This is a genomic window from Rhodococcus ruitaii (assembly GCF_055230935.1).
Genome location: NZ_JBUYWC010000001.1, coordinates 18929 through 32704, shown reverse-complemented (window position 1 = coordinate 32704; position 13776 = coordinate 18929). Strand labels below are relative to the sequence as shown.

11 protein-coding genes are annotated in these 13776 nt (G+C 66.2%); all 11 read right to left on the bottom strand.

The window, feature by feature from the left end; genetic code table 11:
- Positions 1-58: 58 nt before the first annotated feature.
- The 11 genes from ACZI8W_RS00160 to ACZI8W_RS00110 all read right to left on the bottom strand — a co-directional run bounded on the left by ACZI8W_RS00160 (position 59) and on the right by ACZI8W_RS00110 (position 13763).
- Complete coding sequence (locus tag ACZI8W_RS00160) at positions 59-2371, bottom strand: ATP-dependent DNA ligase (protein ID WP_463366454.1); 2313 nt, start codon at positions 2369-2371, stop codon at positions 59-61.
- Between the two features lie 122 nt (positions 2372-2493).
- Entirely contained in the window at positions 2494-4128 is a 1635-nt protein-coding gene (locus ACZI8W_RS00155) for a solute symporter family protein (protein ID WP_463366453.1), read from the bottom strand.
- The gene (locus ACZI8W_RS00150) at positions 4125-4487 is read right to left on the bottom strand and encodes a DUF485 domain-containing protein (protein WP_463366452.1); all 363 of its coding nucleotides are present in this window, start codon (positions 4485-4487) and stop codon (positions 4125-4127) included. The genes ACZI8W_RS00155 and ACZI8W_RS00150 overlap by 4 nt, the downstream gene beginning before the upstream one ends.
- 125 nt (positions 4488-4612) lie before the next feature.
- On the bottom strand, positions 4613-6409 hold the full coding sequence (locus ACZI8W_RS00145) for a sodium/solute symporter (protein ID WP_463366451.1): 1797 nt from the start codon (positions 6407-6409) through the stop codon (positions 4613-4615).
- A gap of 45 nt (positions 6410-6454) precedes the next feature.
- A complete protein-coding gene (locus ACZI8W_RS00140) occupies positions 6455-6760 on the bottom strand; it encodes a hypothetical protein (RefSeq protein WP_463366610.1) in 306 nt (101 codons plus the stop codon).
- A gap of 74 nt (positions 6761-6834) precedes the next feature.
- Complete coding sequence (locus ACZI8W_RS00135; RefSeq protein ID WP_463366450.1) at positions 6835-7617, bottom strand: LytR/AlgR family response regulator transcription factor; 783 nt, start codon at positions 7615-7617, stop codon at positions 6835-6837.
- 31 nt (positions 7618-7648) lie between these two features.
- Positions 7649-8872, bottom strand: coding sequence for a sensor histidine kinase (locus ACZI8W_RS00130; protein WP_463366449.1), 1224 nt, complete (start codon positions 8870-8872; stop codon positions 7649-7651).
- Positions 8873-8926: 54 nt separating this feature from the next.
- Positions 8927-10561: a Na+/H+ antiporter gene (locus tag ACZI8W_RS00125; protein WP_463366448.1), complete on the bottom strand. Its 1635-nt coding sequence runs from the start codon at positions 10559-10561 to the stop codon at positions 8927-8929.
- Positions 10562-10656: 95 nt separating this feature from the next.
- Positions 10657-10836 (bottom strand): antitoxin, encoded by a 180-nt coding sequence (locus ACZI8W_RS00120; protein WP_463366447.1) that lies wholly within the window; start codon positions 10834-10836, stop codon positions 10657-10659.
- A 91-nt stretch (positions 10837-10927) separates the two neighbouring features.
- Entirely contained in the window at positions 10928-11188 is a 261-nt protein-coding gene (locus ACZI8W_RS00115; protein WP_463366446.1) for an antitoxin, read from the bottom strand.
- Positions 11189-11285: 97 nt separating this feature from the next.
- Positions 11286-13763, bottom strand: coding sequence for a cation-translocating P-type ATPase (locus tag ACZI8W_RS00110; RefSeq protein ID WP_463366445.1), 2478 nt, complete (start codon positions 13761-13763; stop codon positions 11286-11288).
- Positions 13764-13776: the final 13 nt, after the last annotated feature.

The window sequence follows — 13776 nt, the reverse complement described above, 5'->3', positions numbered from 1 at the left end:
CGACCTGTATGTTTCGAAGAAACCTAACAGCTCGGACCGACGCCGTGCAGTGCGAGTGCTATTCCCGGTGCACGTCGTGGAAGTCCAGATCGTCACGCAGACCGCGCCAGCTCGGGTGGCGAAGTCGGCCTCCTTCGGTCCACGACCCGAACCGCACCTCCCCCACCAGCTCGGGCTCCACCCAGACGGCATCACGCCGATCGGCCACCGGCAGCTCGTCCGTGAACGGGCTGGTGTCCCGCTCTCGCGCCCGCAGCGACGACGTCAACATCGCGAGCTCCCGGTCGTCGAAACCCGTGCCGACCCTCCCCGCGTAGATCAGCCCGTCGTCACCGGGAAGGCCGAGCAGCAGCGACCCGAACGTCCCCGCACGGTTCCCCTGGCCCCGGCGGTAGCCCCCGATGACCACCGACTGGGTGCGCCAGTTCTTCGCTTTCACCCACGTCGCACCCCGCTTGCCTGGCAGATACACCGAGTCCCGGCGCTTCGCGACCACACCCTCCCACCCGTTCTCCAGGCTCGCGGCGAGAGCATCGGTGCCGTCCCCGGTCAATCGGTCCGGGACGATCAGTCGCCTGCCCGCTGCCCCCGTTGCCGCTGTCCCCGCTGCCGTGACGAGCGCATCCAGGACGCGGCGACGATCGTCGTACGTCTTGCGTACCAATGACACACCGTCCAGGTAAAGCAGGTCGAATACCCGGTACTCCGGCGTCGCTCCGCGCTGCAGCGCTTCGAAGCTCGTGACGCCCTTCGCATCCACCGCGACGATCTCCCCGTCGAGGACGGCCTCGTGACCGGCAAGAACATGCGCGAGTTCGCCCAGCGCGGGAAACTCCCCGGTCACGTCCCGACCCGAGCGTGCGCGCAACCGAACCGCGCCGTCGTGCACCTCGACGACCGCGCGATAGCCGTCCCACTTGCCTTCGAACGCCCACGTCGAACCATCGAGCTTCTCGACGTCCCCCGCGGTCGCCAGCATCGGGCGCAGATCGGCCGGAAACCCCTGACGCCGCCTCGAACCCGACTGCTGCTTCATCCGGTGGGCGAGCCACTGGTCCTTCTCCGTCCGAATCAGTGCGTAGCGGCCCTCGATCCGGGCCCCGTGCAGCCGCACGATCACCTCGTCGTCGCGCCACTTCTCGGTGTCGTACGTGCCGGTGTCCCACACCGTCATCGATCCTGCGCCGTATTCGCCGGACGGGATGGTGCCGTGGAAGTCGAGATAGTCGAGTGGGTGGTCTTCGGTGCGGACCGCCAGATGGTTGCGGCCGGTGTCCTCCGGCAGGTTCTTCGGCACTGCCCACGACGCGAGCACGCCGCCGCGCTCGAGCCGGAGGTCGTAGTGCAGGCGTCTCGCGTGGTGTTCCTGGATGACGAACCTGTCGTCACCGCGGGTCGCGGTGGCCCGGGACGGCATCGGTTCGGGGGTGCGCGCAGCGTTGCGTTTACGTCGGTAGTCGGTGAGCGCGTCGTCCGCTGTGTTGTCGATGTTGTCGAGCCGAGCGCCGCCGAAGGGGGGATCCAGGCCTGCGAGGAGATCACCGTGGTCGGTGATCCGGTCCAGCACCTCGTCGAAGGTGAGGTGTCGCAGATTCGGGTCGTCGAGTTCGTCCCAGCTCCGCGGCGCTGCCACCCACGGTTCGTCGCGGCCTCGCAGTGAATACGGTGCGACAGTCGTCTTGGCCGCGTTGTTCTGGCTCCAGTCGACGAACACCTTGCCACCGCGCGCCGCCTTCGCCATGGTCGCTGTGACGATATCCGGGTGCAGCGTTGCGAGATTCGTCGCGACCTGTCGCGCGACGGTCGACGCACCACCGGGGGCCAGCTGCCTGTCCAGCGGGACGTAGAGGTGCAGGCCCTTGCTGCCGCTCGTGACGGGATAGGTGCCCCAGCCGAGTTCGGCCACCATGTCTCGTACGTACCGCGCGACTTCCGCGCAGTGCGCGAGCCCCGCCCCCGGCCCGGGATCGAGGTCGAACACGAGCCGGGTCGCGGGTCCGGGGGCCGATCCGTCGAACCGCCACTGCGGCACGTGCAGTTCCAGCGACGCCTGCTGTCCGAGCCACGCCAGACCCGCCACCGAGTCGAACACCGGGTAGGTGACCGAACGTTGCCTGTGGTGCACCGTGCGACGATCGAGCCACGACGGCGCATGCGGCGCGAGGTTCTTCTCGAAGAAGGCCGGTTCGTCGACACCGTTGGGCCAACGCTTACGCGTGCCGGGACGACCCACGACGTGCGGAAGCATGACCTCGGCAACGGCGACGTAGTAGTCGATCACCGCGCCTTTCACGGTGCCTGTGCGGGGATAGAGCACCTTGTCGAGGTTCGTCAAGGTGATGGGACGGTCCCCGATCGTGCGGGTCGGCATCGTCTCATTGTGCCAACCGTGCGCTATCGCTCCCCCACGTTCGAGCGAATGGCACACCCGATCCCGTGAAGGAGACGAGTGTGCCATTCGCTCGGATATGGGCGGGCTCGGATACGGGAGCCTCAGTGCGACACGGCTTTCTCGACACCGACTCCGGTGAGCGAGCGGACCTCCATCTCCGCCTGCTTGTACGGATCCTCCGGCTTGTTGCGGCCGATGTAGGTGCCGACGATGCCGAGGGCGAAGGCGAGCGGGATGGACACGATACCCGGGTTGGACAGCGGGAACCAGGAGAAGTCGGCGTTCGGGAACATCGAGGACGGGCTACCCGACACTGCCGGGGAGAACACGATCAGCAGCAGGCAGCTGATCAGGCCGCCGTAGATGCTGAACAGCGCACCGGTGGTGTTGAACTTCTTCCAGAACAGCGAGTACAGCAGCGTCGGCAAGTTTGCCGAGGCAGCGACAGCGAACGCGAGCGCCACCAGGAAGGCGATGTTCTGGCCCATGGCGAGGATTCCGAGGACGATCGACACCAAGCCGATGACGACGACGGTGATCCGTGAGACCCGAACCTGCTCGTCTTCGGTGGCCTTGCCGTGCTTGAGGACGCTTGCGTAGATGTCGTGCGCGAACGAGGCCGATGCCGTGATCGCCAGACCTGCGACGACTGCGAGGATCGTGGCGAACGCGACCGCGGAGATCACCGCGAGGAAGAGCGTGCCGCCGAGTTCGAAGGCGAGCAGCGGAGCAGCTGCGTTCTCCCCGCCGGGCGCGCCGAGGATGACATCCGGGCCGACCATCTTCGCGGCGCCGTAGCCGAGCACCAGAGTGAACAGGTAGAAGGCACCGATGAGGGAGATTGCCCACGTGACCGAACGCCGCGCTTCCTTGGCAGTCGGAACCGTGTAGAAGCGCATCAGCACGTGTGGGAGGCCGGCGGTGCCGAGCACCAGAGCGATGCCCAGGGAGATGAAGTCGATTCGGGTCATGCCGCTGATGCCGTACTTCGCTCCGGGCGCGAGGACATCGCGGTTTGCCACCGCTTCGTTCGTGGATCCGGACGCCATCGATTGTGCGTCGGCGAGCAGCTGGGAGAAGTTGCCGCGCACGGCGAACAGAACGAGAACGAACATCAGGCCGGCACCCGCGACCAGCAGCACGGCCTTGACCATCTGCACGTACGTGGTGCCCTTCATGCCGCCGACGAGGACGTACACGATCATGAGCACACCGACGACGGCGACGACGATCGCCTGCCCGGCCTTGTCCTGAATGTCGAGCAGCAGTGCGACGAGGCCGCCGGCACCAGCCATCTGGGCGAGCAGGTAGAACAGCGACACCGCGAGCGTCGACAGGGCCGCAGCCATTCGCACAGGCCGCTGCTTGAGCCGGAAGCTCAGGACGTCGGCCATCGTGAATCGTCCGGTGTTGCGGAGCAGTTCGGCGACGAGCAGCAGCGCGACAAGCCACGCGACGAGGAAGCCGATGGAGTACAGGAATCCGTCGTAACCGTAGACGGCGATGGCACCGGCGATGCCGAGGAACGATGCGGCCGACAGGTAGTCGCCTGCGATCGCGAAGCCGTTCTGGGGTCCGGAGAACTGGCCACCGCCGGTGTAGAAGTCCGATGCCTTCTTGGTGGTGCGGCTGGCCTTGATGACCAGGCCCATCGTGACAACGACGAACGCCACGAAGATGGCAATGTTGAGCAGCGGGTTACCGACATCGGTATGGCCCTGAGCGAGTACGTTCACTGCTGCGGTCCTTCCAGTTCTTCGCGGATCGCTGCCGAACGCGGATCGAGTTCACGACCGGCGAACTTCACATACACGGCGGTGATGACGAACGTGGTGACGAACTGCCCGAGCCCGAGGATCAGGCCGAGATTGATATTGCCGATCACCTTGGTCGCCATGAAGTCCGACGCGTAGGTGGCGAGCAGAACGTACAGGGCGTACCAGGCCAGGAAGAACACCGTCACCGGGAACACGAACCGGCGCAGACGGGTACGTAACTCCTGGAACTCCGGACTCGACTGCATGTCGACGAATTCCTGCGGCGTGGGTTCTCGCCGCTTCGGTACGTCACTCTCGTGAAGTGGTGCTGTGGTCACTGCCGACTCCTTGGTCGTCCGTGTGAGGTGTAGTGCACACAGACGCTAGTGAGACCGTCATCACACAGAAAGGGCTGCGCACCGGCTGCACGCCGAGCTGTCGTGCAGTGCGCCGAACGGTCGACTCATCGCGACGAACGGCGCTCGCCGAAGGTACCGAGCTGTCGCTCGCCGAAGGCACCGAGCTCTCGATCTCGGCCCATGCCGAGACGCTCGGGCACGTGCATTCTGGAGAACGTGCGACCGACGTCTGCGGGCAAGCTCTTCTTCGTCGCGAGGCTCACCCCGATCATGACGAGGAAGGCCAGCGGCACGCTCACCGCTGCTGGATACGAAGACAGCACGGCCGGCCATCCACCGGCTGTCGACGGGTCGAACTGCACCATGACGGCAAGCAACGCAGCGCCCCCTGCGACAGAACCACCCACGACCATGCCTGCGGCTGCCCCGACAGGGGTGAGCCCACGCCACCAGATTCCCAGTACGAGCAGCGGGCACAGCGTCGACGCGGCGATCGCGAACACCTGCCCCACTGATCTGGACAGATCCAGCGAGACCACCGACACTGCCAGGAGCAACGGAACGATCCCCGCCAGGACCGCTGCGATTCTGAAGTCCCGGACCCGTCCACGCAGCACGTCGGTCGACAGGACACCCGCAACACTGACGAGCAGACCGGACGACGTCGACAGGAACGCCGCGATCGCACCCGACGCGACGAGCGCGGCGAGCAACTGCCCCACCCACCCCGAGAGCACGGAGTTGGGTAGCAACAACACGGCGGCGTCCGAGCGGCCCGTGATGAGCAGCTGCGGCACGTACAGGCGCGCAAACACTCCGAGGATCGTGGGGAACAGATAGAACAACCCGAGCAGCCCGATCACGGCGAACGACGTCATACGCGCCGTCCGTCCGTCGGGGTTCGTGTAGAACCGCACCAGGACGTGCGGCAGGCCCATCGTCCCCAGGAATGTGGCGATCATCAGCGAATACACCTGGAACAGGTGGTGTTCGCTGCCCGCACCGATTCCCGCGCCGGGTGACCCCCAGGCGTCGTTGCCGGAGGGCGCCCCGGCCACCACCGGCACGGACGATCCGGCGTCGAGCACCAGTTCGGTGCCCGCGCTGAGTTCGTGTTCGCCGGGGGTCAGTACGATCCTGCCCGCTACCGGCTGGGAATCGACCTCGCCCGTCACCGTGACCGGGATCTGCTCCGCGACCTGCACGACGACATCGACGGTGATGTCGACCGTGGTCGTCTCGGTGACGGTTGGGGGTGCCGGTTCGTCGACCCCGCGATGGTCGTTCACGAAGTAGATCGTCAGAAACAGTGCGGGCACCGCGACCGCGGTGAGTTTGAGCCAGTACTGGAAGGCCTGCACGAACGTGATCGATCGCATGCCGCCGCCCACCACGTTGGCGATCACAATGACTCCGACCACGGCCGCGCCGACCCAGCTGGGCAGTCCGAGCAGGATGTTCAGTGTCAGTCCGGCGCCTTGGAACTGCGGTACCAGGTAAAGCACACAGATGATCGCGACGATGACCATCGACAGCGACCGCAGCCAGGGCTCACCGAGCCGGAACTCGGCGAAATCAGGGACGGTGTACGCACCCGAACGGCGCAGCGGCGCGGCGACGAACAACAGCAGGCCGAGGTAGCCGGCCGTGAACCCCACCGGATACCACAGTGCGTCGGTACCGTACTTGGCGACGAGACCCGCGACACCGAGGAACGATGCGGCGGATAGGTATTCACCCGAGATCGCCGCGGCATTCCAGCGAGGACCGACGCTGCGGGATGCGACGAGGAAATCCGAGGTGGTGCGCGAGATCCGCACCCCGTACACACCGATCGCGACCGTCGCGAACGCGGCGGCAACGATACCGACCACCGTGAGGACAGGAACCGAACCGTTCATAGGCGTGAGCCGTTCATGAGCGATGACTGTTCATGGGCGGGGACATCAATCGTCGGTCAGGTCGGTGAAATCCTGCTCGTTGCGTTCAGCCAAGCGCACATACAGCCAGGCGCAGCCCAGGAGCAGGAGATAGGAGACGAACCCCAACAGGATCCACGGCACCCGCACATTCCACAGGGTGAGGTCGGCCAGTGCCGGAAACAGTGCGAGCACCACGGGGATCGCACCCAGTAGGCACACCGGGACCACTGCGATCCGCAAGGCGAGTCCGAGTTGCGCGCGCACCAGGCCGCGGACCATCGCGTCGCCGACCTCGGTCTGCTGCTGCACCTCGACACGGGTACGCACCATGCGTGCACCGCGCCTCTTCGCGAGCACGACGCGTTCGCGGTGCGGCCCGGTTGCGGGGCGAGCGGAGGGGCCACTCACCGCGACGTCCACGACTGCATCGGGCCTCTGATCAAACGGTCTTTGAGTTCACGGGTATGACGGCGGCTGACGGGCAACTCGACAGGGGCCTCACTGCCGACAGGCTTCAGGCACACGACCATCCCCGTCCCGGCACTGCGGATGCCGGTCACCAACGGCAGCGACACCAGGTACGACCGGTGGACCCGAAGGAAGCCGGCATCCGCCCAGCGGCTCTCCAACGACGAGATCGGGATGCGCACGAGGTGCGATGCGGTGTCGGTGTGCAGGCGCGCGTAGTCACCATCGGCTTCCACCCAGCGCACCGAGGACCGCGACACCAGGGTGGTCACGCCGCCGAGTTCGACGGGGATCACCTCGTCTCGCGACTCCGGGTCGGCATTGCCGGACAGGGGCGTTCGCCGGCGTTCGACGATCCGGCGTACGGCCTCGGCGAGCCGTTCCTCCCGCAACGGCTTGAGGACGTAGTCCACCGCGCCCAGGTCGAACGCCGACACGGCACGGTCGTCATGCGCGGTCACGAAAACCACCGACGGTGGGGTCGCGAAGTTCCGGAGGATCCCGGCGAGTTCCAGCCCGTCGAGTCCGGGCATGTTGATGTCGAGGAACACCGCGTCGATGCCACCGTCGCGCAGTAGCCTCAGCGCGGTGGTTGCATCACCTGCGGTGTGGGCCTGCCCGATCTCCGGGCGGGCACGCAGAAGATAGGCCAGCTCGTCGAGCGCGGGCGGTTCGTCGTCGACGGCGAGCACGTTCAAGGTGTCGGGAGTCTCGTTCACAGCAGACTCATCGTGCCACGAACGAATCCGATCACGGCCGGATACCCGCCCGGAACTTCGGTACCCGCATGCTCACCTTGGTGCCGGCGCCCGGCGCGGTGTCGACGACGAGACCGTAGTCGTTGCCGAATGCTGCGCGCAGCCGGTCGTCGACGTTGGAGAGGCCGACGTGGGCGGATTCCTTGACCCCGCTCCCCTCACTTCGGTCGGCGGTCGAGTCGAGCACCCCCGACCGCAACAGTTCCGGGTCCATCCCGACTCCGTCGTCCTCGACGCTGATGATGCAGTCGGTTCCCTCATCGGCGGCCACGATCGTGATGGCGCCGGCACGGGTGGGCTTTCCGGCGATGCCGTGCCGCACCGCGTTCTCCACGAGGGGCTGCAACGCAAGAAACGGCAGAGCGACGTTGAGCACCTCGGGCGCGACCTGCAGTCGAACTTCGAGTGCGTTGCCGAAGCGGGCGCGTTCCAGCGTCAGATATCGGTCGATGTTGCGCAGTTCGTCGGCGAGCAACGTGTATTCGCCGGTCGCGCGGAACGAGTAGCGGGTGAAGTCCGCGAAATCGAGCAGTAGCTCGCGTGCCCGGTCGGGGTCGGTGCGCACGAACGAGGCGACCGTATTGAGCGCGTTGTAGATGAAGTGCGGACTGATCTGTGCCCGCAGCGCGCGCACCTCGGCACGGTCGAGTCGGGCACGCGACGCGTCGAGCTCGGCGAGTTCGAGCTGACTGCACGCGTAGCGGGCCACCTCGGTGAGCGCCCCGAGCAGCGCAGGCCCAGGATCCGTGGTGGTGACGACGCCGAGCACACCTGCGACACCGACCTCGTCGATGACCAGCGGCTGCGCGACCACGGCCCGCGCGGCGATGTCGCCCGGTCCGCGCGCGAGCGAGCCGTGTCCCACCAGGACGCGCCGCTCGCCGTCGATTGCTCGTGCCACAGCATCTCGGACCTGCTCGGACAGCGATTCGAACGGACCGTCCCATGCGAGTAGGTCGCCGTCCGCGTCGAAGAGGGCCACCGCCTGCGCCTCCGCGAGGAGCATCCGCAGATGCGGGGCCGCTTCCTGCGCCGAGGCCGAGTCCAGACCACCGCGCAGGGGGCGCGCCGCAAGCGACGCGGTGTGCAGGGTCGCGTGGACAGCACGCTCGGCGGGTGTCGTGACGACGCGACGGGTACGCACCCACACGGCCGCGATCCCTGCGGCAACGCACAGTGTCACGACGGCGACGACAACGACGACGGTTCCGGTCACAGACCTACGCTACGACGCGCAGCGGTGAACAGCGGTCGACGTACACGAGCCGGATCAGTCACGGCCGCGCCGGTCGATCCGCTCCTCTGCCGCGGCCTCTTCGATGTCGAGGCTTTCGAGTTCGGTACGAAGCGTTTCGTCGTCGAGTGTGCCGTCGTCACGCGCGGCGATCAGTGCGGTGCGCTGGGCCCGCAGCACCGCGCGTCGAAATCTGTCGAACAGCACCCCCGCACCGGGACCGTGCTCGATGTCGATCTCCGATTCGTCGCGCTCGACATCGACACGTGCCTGGATCGACCGTTCGACACGGTCGAGGATTCTCCGCACTGCGTCGGCGTCGGCCCCGTCAGGAAGCTCCGTGGAGAGGACTCGTAACCGCCTCCGCGCCGCGGCAGAACTGATCGACCGCGCCAGCGCACGCTGCTCCTCGGTACGTAACCGCTCGTACGGATCGGTGACGTCGAGGCGACGGATCAGCGCGGGCATGGTCGAGCCCTGGATGAGCAGCGTGCCGACAGCGACGACGATCGCGGTGAGGTGGATGATCTCGCGACCGGGGAACGGTTCGCCGGACGCCAGCACGAACGGGATACCCCCCGCAGCGGCGAGTGTCACCACGCCGCGCATTCCGGCCCACGACACCACGACGTGTTCTCGGAAACTGAGCGGGTCGCGGCCGAGCCTGCCCAGGCCGGCCGTCCGGGCGGCTCGTCGCCGGCCCCAGTTCAGCAGGCCCCACACCGGACGGACGAGCATGACCACGACCAGTACCGCGAACGCGTACAGCAGGATGGTGACGATGTCGTAGCCATCGTCGGTCACGTCGTCCAGGACGAACTTCAGCTGCAGACCCATGTAGGCGAACACGAACATCTCGAGCAGGATGTCGAGACTTTCCCAGACGAATCGTTCCTGCAGCCTGGTGGTCACCGACAGATCGGTCGCTCGATGCCCCATGTACAGGCCCGCGGCGACGACCGCGAGCACTCCGGATGCGTGGATCTCCTCGGCCACGAGATATGCGGTGAACGGAATGACCACACCGAGCACGGTTTCCAGCGGCGGGTGATCCATGTGGGTACGCACCCAGTGCACGATCACGGCGAGGACGAGCCCGACCGCGACGCCACCGACTACCTCGTAGCCGAAGAACACGACGGGTGAGTCGACGAACACCTCGGTCCCGACGACCGCGGAGACAGCGACCGTGAACAGGGTCAGAGCGGTGGCATCGTTGACCAGGCCTTCTCCGGTGAGGATCGCGATGACCCGCTTCGGCAACCCGAGTTTCCGGCCGACCGCGACCGCACTGACCGCGTCCGTGGGTGCGACAACTGCTCCGAGTACCAGCGCCGCGCCGAAGGTGAACTCCGGAACGAGCCACTCCGCGAAGAAGGCCACGACGAACGCGGTGACCAGGACCGTCCCGATACCGAGCCGGAGAATATGCGACAGATTGCGTTTGAAGGTAGCTACCGAGAATCGTAACGCGGCCGAATACAGCAGCGGCGGCAGGACGACTCCGAGGAGAACGTGCGGCTCGAGTTCCAGCTGGGGCAGGCCCGGAATGAACGACGCGAGCGCCCCGATCACGACCAGCACCAATGGTGCCTGCAGGTTCCCGCGGTTCGCCAGGCCGGTGACTGCGATCGCCACGACGACCACGAGGAGGATCCAGGTTCCGCTCACCTGGTCGATTCTGCTTCAGAGACTGTGCTTCGTGGGCCCGAAGCACGGCGCCCCACGCACGCCGCGGTGCTCGGGCATGCGTGGGGCCGGAGACCTCAGGCGGTGCCGAGGGTCTTCTTCGCGGCACTCTGGGCGCTGTCGACCTTGTCCGCGAACTTGCCGCCGGTCTTGTCGTCGGCCAGGTCACCGACCTTGTCGATGGCCTCGTTCACCTTGTCGGGATGCTCGGCAGCGAACTCCTTGCCCTTGTCGATGAGACCCTTTGCCTGATCCATGAAGCCCACTGCTGGTCCTTTCGTCCGGGTACGGCGACGATCAAGCTTTCCATAACCCGAACCGGACCGCAGAGGGGCCGGTGAACGAGAGCTACTGCGGGGTCTGCGGCGGCGGGTTTTCCCCGCTCTGATCGGGTGCGCTCTGCCCGGGTGAGCTCTCCCTGCCCGACCCACCGAGGTGCTTCTTCGCAGCGTCCTGCGCCTTGTCGACGTGCTGCGAGTACTTACCGCCGGTCTTCCCGTCGATCGCGTCGCCGGCCTTGTCGATGTACCCGTCCACCTTGTCGGGGTTTCGTGCCGCATACTCCTGGCCCTTGCCGAGCAGTCCCTTGAGGGAATCCATCAAACCCATGCCGTCCTCCTTCGATGTGGATGGAGTCGCCGACACGAGTTTCCGCCCGACAGGCCCTACGAAACACACACCGACGAATCCAGGCATCGGACGAAGGTCAGTGTACTCCCGGAAGCAGGTCGTCCGGAGCTGCGAACAACCGTCGGTGTTCACCGTGCAGACGGCCGGAGACCCACCAGACGACCTCGACGAGCACCACCCCGATCGCGCCGCAGGTCACCGCGATCGTCGAATAGGCGATGTTCGACGGGTCCAGCGCGAAGAATTCCCGCGTGACCGGCACCGAGAACAACACCACGTAACCGAGCAGCGAGCCGGCGAGCAGCACGATCTTCCACCACTGGTACGGCCGCGCTACCACCGCGAGAACCCACAACGCAATCATGATCAGGGTGATCAGAGCAGATGTTCCCGCCTGGATCTTCTGCTGCTCCGTCTGATCCGGTCCGCCGTAGACGAGCACGTAGCAGACGAATGTGGCCACACCGATCACCACGCCCGACGGAATTGCCAATCGCATCACCCGCGACACGAAACCCGACCGCGCACGTTCGTTGTTCGGCGCGAGCGACAACAGGAACGCCGGAATGCCGATGGTGAACCAGGCGGCGATCGTCACGTGCCGGGGTAGGAACGGATATGGCAGCGGCTCGAATTCGAAGATCTGCGACAACGCTCCCGACACTCCGACGAGGAATGCGAGCAACACCGAATACACGGTCTTGGTGAGGAAGAGATTCGAGACGCGTTCGATGTTGCCGATGACACGACGCCCCTCCGCCACCACATAAGGAAGCGTCGCGAACTTGTTGTCCAGCAACACGATCTGCGCGACCGAACGGGTCGCCGGGCTACCCGATCCCATCGCGACACCGATGTCGGCGTCCTTGAGCGCCAGGACGTCGTTGACACCGTCGCCGGTCATCGCGACGGTGTGGCCCCGCGACTGCAGAGCCCCGACCATCGCGCGCTTCTGATCGGGCCGAACGCGTCCGAATGTCGTTGCAGATCCGACGGTTTCGGCAAGAGAATCCCGGGCTTCGGGCAGAGTGCGTGCGTCGACGGGGGTGTCGCCGCCCGGAAGACCCAGCGACGACGCAACTGCACCCACCGACACGGCATTGTCGCCGGAGATCACCTTGACCTCGACCTTCTGGCCGGCGAAGTATTCGAGGGTGTCCTGCGCGTCGGGCCGGATCCGTTGCTCGAGCACCACCAACGCCTGCGGTGTCACCTCTCCGGGAGCCTCCGGGGCGTCGACGGGACGGTCGCTGGAGGCGAGCAGCAGCACCCGGAGACCCTTCGCTCCGATCCGCTCGGCCTGCCGCGCGAAATCCGATGCGGGATCGAGCAACACGTCGGGGGCACCGAGCAGCCAATTGCCACGGTCGCCGTAGGATTGCCCACTCCACTTCTTGGCCGACGAGAAGGGCGCGACCGCGGTCGATTCGCCCCACCCCGGATCCTCCGGAAATGCCTCGGCGATCGCGAGTACGCTCGCGTTCGGTCGCGGGTCGTCGGCGGCAATCGCTGCCAACGCCGCACGCACGGCATCGAGATCCGTGCCGCCCGCGGCAACGATGTCCGCCAGCCGCATCCCGTTCTCGGTGAGCGTGCCCGTCTTGTCTGCGCACACGACATCGACGCGGGCGAGGCCTTCGATCGCGGGCAGTTCCTGCACCAGGCACTGGCGACGCCCGAGCCGGATGACACCCACCGCGAACGCGATCGACGTCATCAGCACGAGCCCTTCGGGCACCATCGGCACGAGCGCTGCCACCATGCCGCTCAACGCCGGTCCGAGCGCCTCGCCGCTCGAGAACAACTGGTTGTAGATGATGAGCAGGCCCGCGGGGATCATCAGGTAGGTGATGAACTTCAGGATCTTGTTGATCCCGGCGTTGAGTTCGGAATGGACCAGCGTGAACTTGCTGGCCTCGTCGGCGAGTCGTGCGGCGTAGGCGTCGCTGCCCACTTTCGTCGCCCGGTATGCACCGCTGCCGGACGCCACGAAGCTGCCGGACATCACCGTCGAGCCCGGTGTCTTGTCGATCGGGTCGGCTTCCCCGGTGAGCAGCGATTCGTCGAGTTCGAGCGCTGATCCGTCGACGACGATGCCGTCGACCACGAGTTGATCGCCGGGGCCGAGTTCGATGATGTCGTCGAGGACCACTTCGCGCGGCGACAACTCTGCGGACGTGCCACCCCGGCGTACCACAGGTTTGGCCTGGCCGACGATCGCAAGCTTGTCGAGGGTGCGCTTGGCGCGCACCTCCTGGATGATGCCGATCCCGCTGTTCGCGATGATCAGCAGCCCGAACATACCGTCGATGATCGAACCGGTGAACAACACGATCAGGAAGAGCACACCGAGGATCGCGTTGATGCGCGTGAACACGTTCGCGCGCACGATGTCCTTGACGGACCGTGAGGCCCTGTCCGGGACGTCGTTCGTCTCACCTCGAGCGACCCGTTCGGCGACCTCATCGGCGGTCAGTCCGTTCAGGACGTGCGCGGACTCGGTCACGACCGTCTCGCCCGACCCGACCGTCGCGGTCGGCTCGTCAGCTGCCATGGAGAACAGGTTA